At 66.3% G+C, this 13,367-nt stretch carries 14 protein-coding genes, 1 tRNA gene and 1 other RNA gene; 5 read left to right on the plus strand and 11 right to left on the minus strand.

The window, feature by feature from the left end:
• Positions 1 to 85, plus strand: a tRNA-Ser gene (locus KUL97_RS07390).
• Positions 86 to 500: 415 nt separating this feature from the next.
• Here KUL97_RS07390 and KUL97_RS07395 read toward each other — a convergent pair.
• Entirely contained in the window at positions 501 to 743 is a 243-nt protein-coding gene (locus KUL97_RS07395; protein ID WP_217796323.1) for a hypothetical protein, read from the minus strand.
• A gap of 116 nt (positions 744 to 859) precedes the next feature.
• Between KUL97_RS07395 and KUL97_RS07400 the strand changes: the two genes are divergently transcribed.
• Positions 860 to 2,056, plus strand: coding sequence for a glycosyltransferase (locus KUL97_RS07400; RefSeq protein ID WP_217796324.1), 1,197 nt, complete (start codon positions 860 to 862; stop codon positions 2,054 to 2,056).
• Positions 2,057 to 2,131: 75 nt separating this feature from the next.
• Complete coding sequence (locus KUL97_RS07405; protein ID WP_217796325.1) at positions 2,132 to 2,812, plus strand: sugar transferase; 681 nt, start codon at positions 2,132 to 2,134, stop codon at positions 2,810 to 2,812.
• On the opposite strand, the gene cbiB is transcribed toward KUL97_RS07405, so the two are convergent.
• From cbiB to KUL97_RS07430, 5 genes are all read right to left on the minus strand, one after another.
• A complete protein-coding gene (gene cbiB / locus KUL97_RS07410; RefSeq protein ID WP_217796499.1) occupies positions 2,806 to 3,804 on the minus strand; it encodes an adenosylcobinamide-phosphate synthase CbiB in 999 nt (332 codons plus the stop codon). The two genes, KUL97_RS07405 and cbiB, sit on opposite strands and share 7 nt — an antisense overlap.
• 62 nt (positions 3,805 to 3,866) lie before the next feature.
• Positions 3,867 to 4,862, minus strand: coding sequence for a ketol-acid reductoisomerase (ilvC, locus tag KUL97_RS07415; protein ID WP_217796326.1), 996 nt, complete (start codon positions 4,860 to 4,862; stop codon positions 3,867 to 3,869).
• Between the two features lie 61 nt (positions 4,863 to 4,923).
• A complete protein-coding gene (locus KUL97_RS07420) occupies positions 4,924 to 5,526 on the minus strand; it encodes an ATP-dependent Clp protease proteolytic subunit (RefSeq protein WP_217796327.1) in 603 nt (200 codons plus the stop codon).
• A gap of 72 nt (positions 5,527 to 5,598) precedes the next feature.
• Positions 5,599 to 6,300: an ATP-dependent Clp protease proteolytic subunit gene (locus tag KUL97_RS07425; protein WP_217796328.1), complete on the minus strand. Its 702-nt coding sequence runs from the start codon at positions 6,298 to 6,300 to the stop codon at positions 5,599 to 5,601.
• A 31-nt stretch (positions 6,301 to 6,331) separates the two neighbouring features.
• A complete protein-coding gene (locus tag KUL97_RS07430; protein WP_217796329.1) occupies positions 6,332 to 7,483 on the minus strand; it encodes a PIN/TRAM domain-containing protein in 1,152 nt (383 codons plus the stop codon).
• On the opposite strand from KUL97_RS07430, the gene hemW reads away from it, so the two are divergent.
• A complete protein-coding gene (gene hemW, locus KUL97_RS07435; RefSeq protein ID WP_217796330.1) occupies positions 7,482 to 8,789 on the plus strand; it encodes a radical SAM family heme chaperone HemW in 1,308 nt (435 codons plus the stop codon). The two genes, KUL97_RS07430 and hemW, sit on opposite strands and share 2 nt — an antisense overlap.
• Here the strand turns inward: hemW and panB are convergent.
• Entirely contained in the window at positions 8,707 to 9,528 is an 822-nt protein-coding gene (gene panB, locus KUL97_RS07440) for a 3-methyl-2-oxobutanoate hydroxymethyltransferase (RefSeq protein WP_217796500.1), read from the minus strand. The genes hemW and panB overlap by 83 nt on opposite strands.
• Before the next feature lie 42 nt (positions 9,529 to 9,570).
• On the opposite strand from panB, the gene ffs reads away from it, so the two are divergent.
• An RNA gene (gene ffs, locus KUL97_RS07445) (signal recognition particle sRNA small type) lies at positions 9,571 to 9,667 on the plus strand.
• Positions 9,668 to 9,687: 20 nt separating this feature from the next.
• On the opposite strand, the gene ftsZ is transcribed toward ffs, so the two are convergent.
• From ftsZ to KUL97_RS07465, 4 genes are all read right to left on the minus strand, one after another.
• Positions 9,688 to 10,800 carry a cell division protein FtsZ gene (ftsZ, locus tag KUL97_RS07450; RefSeq protein ID WP_217796331.1) on the minus strand — a complete coding sequence of 371 codons (1,113 nt, stop codon included), beginning with the start codon at positions 10,798 to 10,800 and terminating at the stop codon, positions 9,688 to 9,690.
• A 163-nt stretch (positions 10,801 to 10,963) separates the two neighbouring features.
• Complete coding sequence (locus KUL97_RS07455) at positions 10,964 to 11,863, minus strand: FtsQ-type POTRA domain-containing protein (RefSeq protein ID WP_217796332.1); 900 nt, start codon at positions 11,861 to 11,863, stop codon at positions 10,964 to 10,966.
• Positions 11,860 to 12,270 (minus strand): hypothetical protein, encoded by a 411-nt coding sequence (locus KUL97_RS07460; RefSeq protein ID WP_217796333.1) that lies wholly within the window; start codon positions 12,268 to 12,270, stop codon positions 11,860 to 11,862. Before KUL97_RS07460 ends, KUL97_RS07455 begins: the two co-directional genes overlap by 4 nt.
• Positions 12,267 to 13,361, minus strand: coding sequence for a D-alanine--D-alanine ligase family protein (locus KUL97_RS07465; protein WP_217796334.1), 1,095 nt, complete (start codon positions 13,359 to 13,361; stop codon positions 12,267 to 12,269). The genes KUL97_RS07460 and KUL97_RS07465 overlap by 4 nt, the downstream gene beginning before the upstream one ends.
• Between the last annotated feature and the right edge of the window lie 6 nt (positions 13,362 to 13,367).

Below are 13,367 nucleotides of genomic sequence, written 5' to 3' on the forward strand. Positions count from 1 at the left end.
GGAGAGGTGGCTGAGTGGTCGAAAGCGAACGACTCGAAATCGTTTGAAGGGCAACCTTCCGTGGGTTCGAATCCCACCCTCTCCGTATTTAGAAGGTCTGGTGAAGACCATCGAAGTCCCACTTCCCTTGCGGTGGTGGGATTTTTTCTGGGTGCCCAGTGCTGGTTGGTTCTCTTGATCCGGGAAGAGTCGACCAGTGTGTTGTTGGATTGCCGAGAGGCTCCTGCTCGCGGCATACATGCTCAGTTAAACCCGATTGATGATCGAGTGGCGCATCTGTATCTCATTCGCTATCTAAATCTGCTCCAGCCTGCTCCAGCTCGATGACGCTGCCCGTTGATCCTTTTGCCAGATTCGCTCCAGCGACTGCCTGAAGCGTTCAGGGTTGGATTGTGCTTGGGCCATGTGTTGGCGGAACACACGGGTGAGCCGCCAGACCTTCAAGCCAGCAGCAAGGGCAAACACCGCCCAGGGACCCAGCATCCAGAGGGGATGGGCCATCAGCTGTGGAATAACAGCACCAGGCCTCGGCTCACTTGGTGGAATTCGCGCTCCTCACGGCTGAGGTCGAGACCCACCTGCAGCCCTTCTTCCAGGGCGTTGTCGAACGGCGGCGGCGTCGGGGGCTGGCCATCGGTCCACAGCGCAGCGATGCCCACCGGGGTGGCGTGCCAGACAAATCGCTGGGTGATCCCGATGGAGGGTTCGTCGAGGGCGTCTTCCAGGAGCTCGTGGATTGCCATGGCAAAGGGGCTCTGGCGTCAGCATCGAGATTTGCCGCTCCAGACGCAATCAGCTGACAGTTTTTGTGACCTGCTGAGCAATCCTTCTTCAACTTTGCGGCCTTAGCTTGGCCGCGATGGCATCTCTCCCTGGCCCCGCCGCGCTCGTGCACGAGTGGTTCACCCCTCGCTCGGTGGGCGGGGCGGAGTTGGTGGTGCAACAGCTTGATGCCCTGCTCGGGCAGCCCCAGCTGGCCGCCCTGGTGGATGGTGAGAGTGCACGCCCCGAAAGCTGGCTGGCAGGCCGCTCGATCCACACCTCGTTTGTGCAGCACCTGCCTTGGGGCGTGAGCCATGTGCAGCAATACCTGCCGCTGCTGCCGCTGGCGATCGAGCAGCTCGACCTGGCGCCGTATCCCCTGGTGATCAGCAGCAGTCACCTGGTGGCCAAGGGCGTGCTCACGAGCCCGGATCAGTGCCATCTGAGCTACGTGCACACCCCCGTGCGCTACGCCTGGGATCAGATGCACGCCTATCTGCGCCAATCGGCCCTGGCGCGCCGGGGCCTCTCACCCTTGATTCGCTGGCAGTTGCATCGCCTGCGCCAGTGGGATGTGCTGAGTGCCCAGCGGCCCGATGCCCTGATCGCCAACTCCCGCTTCACGGCGGCTCGCATCCGCCGCTACTGGGGCCGTTCCTCCACCGTGGTGCATCCGCCGGTGGCGGTGGAGCGGTTCCGCTGGGATCAGCCTCGCAGCGATGTGTATCTCTGCTTGTGCCGCCTGGTGCCCTACAAACGGGTGGATCTGGTGGTGCAGGCGTTCAACGCCACCGGATTGCCGTTGGTGCTGATTGGCGATGGCCCGGAGCGGCAGCGTCTCGAGGCGATGGCCGGCCCCAATGTGCGGCTGCTAGGCCGCTTGCCGCAGGAGCAGGTGAATGAATGGCTCGCCACCTGCCGTGCCTATGTGTATGCCGGGTTGGAGGATTTCGGGATTGCGCCGGTGGAGGCCATGGCCTCGGGCGCACCGGTGATCGGCCTTGGCCAAGGTGGCCTGCTCGACAGCGTGCGTTGCCTGAGCAGCGGCTGTGAGTCCCCCACCGGCTTGCTGTTCCCCCAGCAATCGCTGCCGTCGTTGGTGGCGGCCCTGGAGCATTTCGAGGCCAATCGGCTGTGGGCACAGCTGCCTGCGGCCGCCTTGCGTCAGTGGGCCGAGCGCTTCAGCCCGCAGCGGTTCCGCCAGCGCTCCCAAGCCTTGATCGAGCAGGTGTGGAGCCGGCACCAGCGCCACCTGGCTCAACGGGGCCGAGCCATGTCTGTGCCTCTGGGGTGAGTGACCGCCGCCTGCGGGCCTCTGGAGCGGCGCACTTCTTTAATGAAGCCACTGTGCACTCTGAGCGCCCGGCATTTGTCCTCTGCCTCCATCCCGGCTGAGTCCACGGCCAGCAGCTTGCTGGCGGCTCAGTCGCTGCGTGGGCGTGTGCTGAAGCGGGGCGGCGACATTGTGTTTTCGCTCTTGGTGCTCAGCCTCGGCTCGCCGCTGTTTCTGCTGTTGGCGGTGCTGGTGAAGCTGAGCTCCCGGGGCTCGATCTTTTATTGCCAGCGCCGGATCGGTCGCGGCTACAAGGGCTTTGGTTGCCTGAAGTTCCGCACGATGCGGCGTGATGCCGATCGGGTGCTGGAGGCGATGTTGGAGGCCGATCCGACGCTGCGGGCCGAGTTTGAGCGGGATCACAAGCTCAAGCGTGATCCGCGCATCACGCCCCTCGGCAAATTTCTGCGCCGCTCCAGCCTGGATGAACTGCCCCAGTTCATCAACGTGCTGCGGGGCGAAATGAGCGTGGTGGGGCCCCGGCCGATCGTGTGGGATGAACTGCGCCGCTACGGCCGCAACATGGATGAAGTGCTCTCGGTGCGGCCTGGTCTGACGGGCCTCTGGCAGGTGTCGGGGCGCAACAACCTCACCTACCGCACGCGCGTGCGCCTCGATCTCACCTATGTGCGCCACCGCAGCTTTTGGCTGGATCTCGGCATCGTGCTGCGCACCATCGGTGTGGTGCTGTTGCCGATGGATCGCGGCGCCTATTGAGCGGCGTTGAGGCCTGCTCCGAGGGCCAGGCCGGTCGCTAACCAAAGCGCTTCCAGCCTCAGGCTCAGCTGCAGGATGCGTTGCACGGAAGAACGGCTCGCTGGCGGGCAGCTCTGTGCCAGGAGCGGTTTGGGTTTGAGGGTGTCGCCGTAGCGGTTCAGCCCTCCCAGCTGCACGCCGGCGGCATGGGCATAGGCCGCCTGCGATACACCGGCATTGGGGGAAGGATCAGAAGCGCCATCCTGCAGGGCGGCTTGCAGCAGGGGAATGCAGCGTGTTGCGGCGCTGGTGCCGGCGACCAGCGGCAGGCTCAAGGCCACCAGCCGGCAGGGCAGCCACACCAGCAGGTCATCGAGCCGGGCCCCGGCGGTGCCGAGCCAGTTGAGCCGGCCAACGCGATAGCCCAGCATCGAATCGAGCGTGCTCGCGGCTTTGAAGCCCCAGGCCAGGCACAGCGGCCCAGGCCCTGCCGTGAGCCCGATGCTCCAGAGCGCCGCTCCCACCAGCATCCAGAACAGGGGGGCAAAGAGCCCATCCACCGCGTTTTCGCTGGCGGTTTCGGCCGCGGCTCTCAGGATCTCTGGGGCGCTGAGCTCGCTGGTGTTGCGCCCCACAATCCAGCTCAGGGCGCAGCGCGCTGGCTGGAGATCCGCATCAATGGCATCCAGCACGCCGCGCACGGCCTGCTCCAGGCTGCGGCCCGCCAGGGCGCTGGCTAGGGCGATCCAAAGCAGCAACAGCCCTGCGGGCTGTGCATCGGGCAGCGCTCTGCCCAGAGCCCATTGCTCCAGCAGCCAGCCGGCGCCGCCGCTGCTGCCCACGAGCAGCAGCGTGATCACGCCACCGGCCAGGCGCAGCGCCAGCGGCCGATCGCCGGCCCAGTGCTCCGCTAGCCGGCGCAGCCGGCTGATGCACCAGCCCATCACCACCACCGGGTGCAGGCACCAGCGCGGATCGCCCACCAGCCGATCCAGCCCCGCCGCGGCGATCACCAACAAAAAAGGGTGGATCCCCGTGAAGGAATCCACCCCAGAAGCGAATGCCAAGGCCTGGATCAGGCGGCCTTCAGCCAGGAGAACATCGAGCGCAGGCCCTTGCCCACCTGCTCGATCGGGTGCTGGCTGTCGCGCTCGCGGATCTTCTTCATCTCAGGCTTGCCGGCGTCGCACTCAGCCACGAAGTTGCGGGCGAAGGTGCCGTCCTGGATGTCGGCCAGGATGCGCTTCATCTCGGCCTTGGTGTCGGCGGTGATCAGGCGGGGGCCGCTCACGTAGTCGCCGTATTCAGCGGTGTTGGAGATGGAATCGCGCATGGCGGTGAGGCCGCCCTTCACCATCAGGTCCACGATCAGCTTCACCTCGTGCAGGCACTCGAAGTAAGCCAGCTCGGGCTGATAACCAGCTTCCACCAGGGTTTCAAAGCCGGCCTTCACCAGCTCGGAGAGACCGCCGCAGAGCACGGCCTGCTCACCGAACAGGTCCGTCTCAGTTTCTTCCTTGAAGTTGGTCTCCAGGATGCCGGCGCGGGTGCCGCCGATGCCCTTGGCGTAGGCCATGGCCAGGGCGCGGGCGTTGCCAGTGGCGTCCTGGTGGATGGCGAATAGGGCGGGAACGCCCATGCCGTTCTGGTACTCCCAGCGCACGGTGTGGCCGGGGCCCTTGGGAGCGATCATCACCACATCCACGTCGGCGGGGGGCTTGATCAGCTCGAAGCGCACGTTGAAGCCGTGGGCGAAGCTGAGCACCTTGCCGGCGCTGAGGTGAGGAGCGATTTCCTTGTCGTAAACGGCCTTCTGGGTCTCATCGGGCAGCAGCACCATGATCCAGTCGGCCTTGGCGGCGGCGTCAGCCACGCTGAGCACTTCCAGACCATCGGCCTTGGCTTTTTCGGCGGAGCGGCTGCCTTCGTAAAGGCCCACCACCACGTTCACGCCGCTGTCCTTGAGGTTGAGGGCGTGGGCGTGGCCTTGGGAGCCGTAGCCAATGATGGCCACCGTTTTGCCGTTCAGCAGGCTGAGGTCGGCATCGGTGTCGTAATACAGCTTGGCCATCAGGGGCTTCGGTTCAGCGCTGAGCAAGGGTCGAGCTTACGAAAGCGCCTGCCGCTGCCCCTCAGGCCTCGCTGGGATGGGCAATCACGCGGTCGATCAAGCCGTAGTTCTTGGCTTCCTCGGCACTGAGGAAGTAGTCGCGGTCGGTGTCCTTCTCGATCTTGGCCAGCTCCTGGCCGGTCATCTCCGCCATGCTCTTGTTGAGCATGTCCTTGATGCGCAGGATTTCGCGGGCCTCAATCTCGATGTCGCTGGCTTGGCGCTGAGCCGTGCCGCCCAGGGGCTGGTGGATCATGATCCGGCTGTGGGGCAGAGCCAGCCGCTTGCCCTTGGTGCCGGCGCCGAGCAAGAAAGCACCCATCGAGGCAGCCAGACCCACGCAGATGGTCACCACATCGCTCTTCACGTATTGGATGGTGTCGTAGATCGCCAGACCGGCGGTCACCGAGCCACCCGGTGAGTTGATGTAGAGGTAGATCGGCTTGGAGTTGTCCTCCGAGTCGAGGTAGAGCATCTGCGCTACCAGGCTGTTGGCAATGGCGTCGTTCACCTCGGAGCCCAGGAACAGGATCCGCTCCACGCCCAGGCGCGTGTAGATGTCAACCCAACGCTCGTACTGGCTGCCGGGCAGGCGGTAGGGAACGCTGGGGGTGCCGATGGGCATGGCGGATGCGGGGGTGGCCGGTGGGTTGAAGTGAGGGGTGAGATCTAGGCCGCCGTTGGGGCCCAGCCGGTTTCAGCTGATACCGGGATTGCCGGGGCTCACGCCGGCGCCGGCCGGTAGTTGGCTCGGAAGCTTTTGGCTGGTGAGCACCCGATCGATCAGGCCGTACTCCACAGCTTCATCGGCCGTGAGGTAGGTCATGCGGTCGGAGTCTTTCGCCAGCTGCTCCACGCTGCGGCCGGTGTTGGCCGAGAGCATTTCGAGCATGGTCTGCTTGTTGTGCAGCACCTCTTTGGCCCGGATCTGGATGTCGCTGGCCTGGCCGCGGGCGCCGCTGCGGGGCTGGTGCAGCACGATCGAGGCGTGGGGCAGGGCGGCGCGATGGCCCTTGGTGCCGGCGCTGAGGATCATCGCCGCGGTGCCCATGGCCTGGCCGATGCAGATGGTGTGCACCGGGGGCTTCACGTAGCGGATCGTGTCGGCGATGGCGAAAGCCTCGGTTTCAAAGCCGATGGCATCGCCGGAGTACCAGCTGGTGCCGGTGGAGTTGATGTAGAAGAAGATCGGCTTCTCCGGGTTGTCAAACTCCAGATACAGCAGCTGGGCAATGATCAGCTCGGTCACGTCGATGCCCATCTGACGCTTGGCATCGTCGTCGCTGAAGAGCGGCAGCCCCAGATACACGATCCGCTCCTTCAGCAGCAGTGAGGGCAGATCGGGCGGTGGGGTGCGCATCACGGCGGAATCGCCGTAGTAGGGAGCTGACACCGACATCCGCGGATCACTGCAGGCCTGAGCCGGGAGCCTAGCGGGGGTTGGCGGTGCCCGGATCGCCTTTCGAGGGTGCGGATTTCTTGCCCGTGGATCGGGGTTTGGCGGGCGACGGCCCCGTGGCCCCCTCCAACTTGCCGAACACCATTCGGCCCGTGGGGGTTTGCAGGGCCCCGGTGATCACCACCGGCAGGCGCTCACCGCTGCGGCCGTGGGCGCCATCCACCACCACCATCGTGCCGTCGTCGAGGTAGCCCACCCCCTGGTTGGCTTCCTTCCCATCGCGCACGATCTTCAGGTTGAGCTCATCACCCGGCTGCACCTCGGGGCGCAGGGCGATCACCAGCTCGCTCAGGTTCATCACCTTCACGGTCTGCACCTCGGCCACCTTGGTGAGGTTGTAATCGGCTGTGAGCAGGGTGCCGCCGGTATCGGCCGCCAGTTTGAGCAGCTTGTCGTCGACGCCGTTGCCTTCGTAGCGGGTGGTGTTCACCACCAGGCGGCGGCCGTAGCGCTCCCGCAGGCTGCTGAGCAACTTCAGGCCGCGGCGGCCCTTACTGCGCTTTTCGTTGTTGCTCGAATCGGCCAGGGCCTGCAGTTCATCGATCACCGCCTGGGCCACGATCACCTGGCCCTCCAGCAAGCCGGAATCGAGCAGGCCGCGCACCCGCCCATCGATGATCACGCTGGTGTCGAGGATCTTGGCGCTGGCGGGCATCAGCACGCCATCGGCCACCAGCAGGGCTTCGGTGCTGTTGGGGTTGAACAGGCGCAGCAGGGTGCGGCCGTGCACCTCCGCCAGGTTGTAGCCCGACACGCCAAAGAACACGTTCGCTGCCACTGCCGCCAGGGGCTTCACCAGCACCAGCTCCCAGGGGAGCGACAGGAACAGGATCGGTGAAATCAGAAGGTTGGCCACCAGCAGGCCTAGGATCAGGCCCACTGCCCTGCTCACCAGCAGATCGGTGGGCATGGTGCGCACCTGCTCCATCAGGCGCTTGCGCAGCCGTTGGAACACCACACCGGCGAGTAGGCCTGCCAACCCCCCTCCGGCCCCCAGGATCCAGCTCAGCTGCTCCAGGTTTTCGATGCGGATCAGCTGCTGTTCGGGCAGCAGGTCGACCCCCAGCCATCCAGCGGCGGCCCCTGACACCACGAACAGCACCAGGATGAGGGTGTCCACCATGACCGGTGCTGTGGCTGCCGACGGCTTGAAGAAGGCAGCATGCCTGATCCCGGCGGCTTTGGCCCGGGAAGGTAACCGGCCTGCACCGCACGCATGGCCGCCGCGCAGCGCCTATCTGCACATCCCGTTCTGCCACCGGCGCTGCTTCTACTGCGATTTCCCCGTGGTGCCGCTGGGGGATCGCGCTAGCGCCGAGCCCGGCGCCCCGGGCAGTGCATCCATCGCCCACTACCTGGAGCAGCTGCAGCGTGAGATCGACTTGGCCCCCTCCGGGCCGCCCCTGTCCACTGTGTATGTGGGTGGTGGGACCCCATCGCTGCTGAGCGCTGAGCAGTTGAAGGTGTTGCTCGCGCTCCTGCGGCGCCGCTTTGGTCTGGCGCCCGGAGCGGAGGTGAGCCTTGAGCTTGACCCCGCCAGCTTCGATCAGCAGCGCCTGGCCGGCTATCTCGCGGCGGGGGTCACACGCGTGAGCCTTGGGGGCCAGAGCTTCAGCGATGCGGTGCTCGAGCAGCTAGGCCGCCGCCACCGCGGCGCCGATCTGCGGGAGGCAGCGGGCTGGCTGCGGCAGGCTCAAACCAGCGGCCGACTGCAGAGCTGGAGCCTGGATCTGATTCAGGGCTTGCCGGGGCAGAGCCTGGCCGGTTGGCGAGAGCAGCTTCAGCAGGCGATGGCGCTGCAGCCGCCCCATCTCTCGGTCTACGACCTGATCGTGGAGCCCGGCACCGTGTTTGAGCGCCTCGAGCAGCGCGGTGCTCTGGCCCTGCCGGAGAGCGATCTCGCGGCGGATTTGATGGAGCTCACCGCCCGCACCCTTGGCGCCGCGGGCTACGGCCACTACGAGATTTCCAACTACGCCCTGCCGGGCCATGCTTCCCGCCACAACCGCGTCTACTGGAGCGGCGCCGGCTGGTGGGGCTTCGGCATGGGAGCCACCGCGGCGCCCTGGGGTGTGCGCGAGGCGCGCCCGCGCACCCGCGAGGGTTATGCAGCCTGGCTCGATCAGGCAGAACGCGCGCAGCCGCTTGGCCATGAGCGCTTACACACGGCGCCGGAGACAGGGATGCCGCTCGATGAGCGCTGGATGGTGGGGTTCCGGCGGCGGGAGGGAGTGAGGATCGATGTGCCGGAAGCGTTAAGGCGCCGTTGGCAGCCCTTTGTGGATCAGGGCCTGCTGCTGCAGGAGGGGCCGCGCTGGCGCCTGCGTGATCCCGAGGGGCTCGCCCTCAGCAATGCGGTGCTGCGGGAGCTGCTGGCGTGGTGGGAGGAGGAGGGCTCTGCGGTTGCAGACCCGCCACCCAGCTCCTGAGGGCATCGATACAGAGCGCACGGCCCGCCAGCAGCGGCGGCGAGAAGGGCGGCTGCCGCTCGGTGAGGCCCAGGAGATCAGCGGTCACGCGCACCTGTCCATCGCACTGATCGCCCGCGCCGATGCCGATCACCGGGATGCTGAGCTCCTGGCTGAGGCCCGCCGCCAGATCGGCAGGCACGTGTTCGACCACCAAGGCAAAGCAGCCGGCGGCCTGGAGATCGCGGGCCTGGCGGCGCAGCCGTTCCTGGCTGAGGGGGTCATTGGCCTGGCGCCGGTAGCCCAGTTGATGCACCGATTGCGGTGTGAGGCCCAGGTGCCCCATCACCGGGATGCCGCTGCGCACCAGGCGATCCACCACCGCGAGGGTTTCTGGCTCGGCACCTTCGAGTTTTACGGCGGCTGCAGGGCTGTCTTTGAGGACGCGCCCGGCGGCGGCCACGGCGGCATCGCCGCCGCACTGGTAGCTGAGGAATGGCAGATCGGTGACGATCAGCGGCTGCTGCGCAGCCGGGCGCTGCAGGCCGCGCCCCACGGCGCGGGTGTGCAGGATCATCTCCTCGAGCGTCACCGGCAGGGTGGTGGCATGGCCGAGCACCACCATCGCCAGGGAATCGCCCACCAGGATCAGGTCGGCGCCGGCTTGCTCCACCAGCGCGGCTGAGAGGGCATCCCAGGCGGTGAGGGCGGCGATGGGCCTCCCTTCCTGCTTGCAGGTGAGCAGATCAGCAGGTCGCACGCCGGAGCACTGAAGGCCGAGGCCCATTGCTAGCATCTGCTCGACTCGGACCCATGCGGCCCGGACGCCCAAATCTGGTCAGGACCGGAAGGGAGCAGCCACACGGGATGCTCCGAGCAGGCGTGGACTCCGGGTCACCCCAATCCAATCGCCTCTGGCTCAGCTCTCGCGCTGTCGGTTGAGCAGGAACGATGGGATGGCGGCCCCGGATTGATCGGCCTCTGTGCTGGCGGAGTTGTTCCCCGCGAAGCTGGCGATGGAACGCTCCGGCCGGTAGCTGCCACCGCCCTCGAAGCCGGTGGCGATCACGGTGACGTGAATTTCGCCCTCGAGGCGTTCATCCACCACCGCACCCACGATGATGTTGGCTTCGGGATCCACCACGTCGTAAATCACTTCGGAGGCAGTGGTCATGTCCTCAAGGGTCATGTCCTTGCCGCCGGAGATGTTGATCACGCAGCCCTTGGCGCCATCGATGCGGGCGGCCTCCAGCAGGGGGCTGCTGATAGCGGCCTGAGCCGCTTCAGTGGCGCGGGAGCGGCCCGAGCCAACGCCTAGGCCCAGCAGCGCGGTGCCGGCATCGGTCATCACCGAGCGCACATCCGCGAAGTCAACGTTCACCAGGCCGGGCTTGGTGATGATGTCGCTGATGCCCTTCACGCCCATGCGCAGCACGTCGTCCGCGGCGCGGAAGGCATCCTGCAGCGGGGCTCCGGCGATCGCTTCGCGCAGACGATCGTTGGGGATCACGATCAGCGTGTCCACATGCTCCGACAGCCTGGCGATGCCTTCTTCGGCCTGGCGCATGCGGCGGCGGCCTTCAAAGGCAAACGGCTTGGTCACGATGCCCACGGTGAGGGCGCCGCACTCTTTGGCCACTTCCGCCACCACCGGTGCGGCGCCGGTGCCGGTGCCGCCGCCCATGCCGGCAGCGATGAACACCAGGTCGGTGCCTTGCAGGGTCTGGGCAAGATCGCTGCGGGATTCTTCAGCGGCCTTCTGACCGATGGCCGGGTTCCCGCCGGCGCCCAGGCCTCGGGTCAGCTTCTGGCCCAGCTGCACCCGTTGTTTCGACGCTGACTGCAGCAACGCCTGGGCATCGGTGTTCAACACGCGATAGCCCACCCCCTGGAGATCCGAGGCGATCATGCGGTTGACGGCGTTGCTGCCACCGCCACCCACGCCGATCACTTCAATGCGAGCCGATTGGCTGGGAACGATCCCGCTGGCTCCATTGCTGCTGGCACTGAGGCCTTCAGCTGCCATCTCCATAGAAGGTCCCATGCCTGTGGTGCTGCGCAGCATTATGTCGTTGATCTGTTCGATCAGCCGCGGGAATCGACACACCTTTGCCGGTAGCAACAGGTGAAGCAATCACCTGTCACCGTTTGCACGCCGTTCGCTTTGCTCCAGTGCTGTTTGTAGACCGCTTGCGTTAGTCGGCAGCGGGGGGTGGCGCTGGCCGGTTGGTGGTGCTTGGTGCCTGCGGTGGACGGTTGGCTTCAGCTATCGCTTTCTGCAGGGCCGCGATGCTGATGCGCCCCTTCCCCGGCAAGCCCAGTTCGGGTTGCTCCGGGTCGCTCAGATCGATCGATTGGATCTTGAGCGTTTTGATCTGCTTCGGCAGATGGGAGGAGAGATGGCGCAGCACCTCGAGGCGCCGGTTCAGCCGTTGATCCGGAAGGCCTAGATGCACATCGCCCAGGGCGGCGGTGCGGAGCCACAGGCTGCCGTTGGGTTCAAACCGCACCTGTTGCAGGGTGCTGCCCAGCTCGTTTTGTTGAGCAAGGATGTCGGCCAGGGGCGCCCGCAGCCGCTCTTGCCAGCCCATCACCATCACCTGTGGGGTGCGGTTGGCGCCACTGCCGCGCTGTTGCCGGCTGGTCATCCAGTTGCCGAGGCGATCCACGTAGCCGCGCTCCATGCCTTTGGCGGAGCGGCGCTGGGCCTGGGCCACTGCTTCCCGTTCCACCAGGCTGATGCGCAGCCGTGGCGGCAGCATCAGCCGGCTCACCTGCACCTGCTCCACCGGCAAGCCAGCCGAAAGCCGCTGGGCCAGTTCCCGGGGTTTGAGGCCTAGTAACGGTTGGGGCAGCTGCAGCTGGGCTTCGCGGATCACCTGCTCGCGATTCACTTGGGAGCTGCCCAGCACTTCGATCTGATCCGGGCTGCGCAGCACCCACCCCTCACGCAGCAAGCCCCAGCCCAGCCCGGTGGCCGCGGCGCTGAACAGGGTGATCCGCCACAGCTGCCGCAAGCGCTCCTGACGGCGTTGCTGGCGCAGTTGCTTACGCCGTTCCGGAGCCAGTGACGGCCGGGTGGGGGTGCGGGTCACAGCTCGCAGCGCGAGCGCGCCATCAGCTCCGCAATCCAGCGGCGGGCGCGATCGGCATCGGCGAAGGGAACATCCTGATGGGCGCTGCCGCTGATCAGGCGCAAGCGGCAGGCTCCCTGGGATTCATCGGTGAGCGGTGCTTCCCCCGATCCGAGCGCCAGGAGCTCCACCTTCTCGAGGGTCTTCACCTCAAACTGGCCCTTTTCCTCGAGCTTGCCGGAGGCGAACACGCTCCAGGTGAGCACGCCGTTGATCAGGCGAGCACCGCCGCAGTCATCGAGCTTGGAGAGCTCAGCGCCTTCGGCCCAGTCGCGGAAGAGCCTCTGCCGCCGCCGTTCCAGCCAGCCCAGGGCCGTGATCAGCGGGAACACCACCAGCAGTGGCAGCCAGAGCAACCCGTGACTCATGCGGCTTCAGCCCTCCTCCCCAGCGCCGGTGTGCCCGATTCTTGCGCCAGTTGCACCAGTTGGTGCACCAATGCGTCGAGCGGTAACCCGCTGGCCTCCCAGAGCATGGGGTACATGCTCTGGCTCGTGAAGCCGGGCAGGGTGTTGATCTCGTTTAACCAGAGATCGCCGCTGCGGCGATCCAGGAAGAAATCCACCCGGGCCAGGCCCTCAGCCGCCACCGCCCGGCAGGCGGCGATGGCCATGCTGCGGGCGCGATCGCTGATGGAGCTGCTCACCTCAGCCGGAATCACGGTGTGACTTTTGCCGTCGCTGTACTTGGTGTCGTAGTCGTACCAGTCGGCGTCGAAGCAGATTTCGCCCAGCACGGAAGCTTGCATGCTGCGGCCCCCGAGCACGGCGCATTCCAGTTCGCGGGCGTCGATGCCTTGCTCCACCACCAGGCGTGGGTCGTGGCTGGCGGCCAGCTCCAGGCCCGCCAGCAGCTCGTTGCGGTTGGTGGCCTTGCTGATGCCCACCGAGGAGCCCAGGTTGGCGGGCTTGATGAAGCAGGGGTAGCCGAGCTGTTGCTCCAGTCGATCCAGCAGCGCCTGAGGATCGGCGTCCAGCTCCTGGGCATCCACGCAGGCGTAGGGCACCTGGGGCAGGCCGGCGGCGGCAAAGGCAGCCTTCATCGCTTGCTTATCCATGCCCACGGCCGATCCCAACACGCCGGATCCCACGAAGGGCACCTGCATCAGGCTGAACAGGCCCTGAATCGTGCCGTCTTCCCCGTTGGGGCCATGCATCACTGGCACCCACACCTGCATGTCGAGTGCGCCTTCGGGAAATCCCTGGAAACCCGGCCGCAGTGGTGCTGCTGGCAACTCCTCGCGGCTCGCCGGGGTGCCCTTCGCGAGCACGGCATCGGCCACCGCCGGCGGCCACCAATGGCCCCATTGATCGATGTAGAAGCAGCTCAGCCGGTAGCGCTCGGCGTTGGCACCGCGCCGCAGGGCTGCCGCCACCGTGTTGGCCGAGCGGATCGAGACCGCATGCTCACCCGAGACACCGCCGAACACCAGGCCTAGTTGCATGGGTTCGCTGGTCATGGGCGC

Source organism: Synechococcus sp. HK05, assembly GCF_019104765.1.
GTDB lineage: Bacteria > Cyanobacteriota > Cyanobacteriia > PCC-6307 > Cyanobiaceae > Vulcanococcus.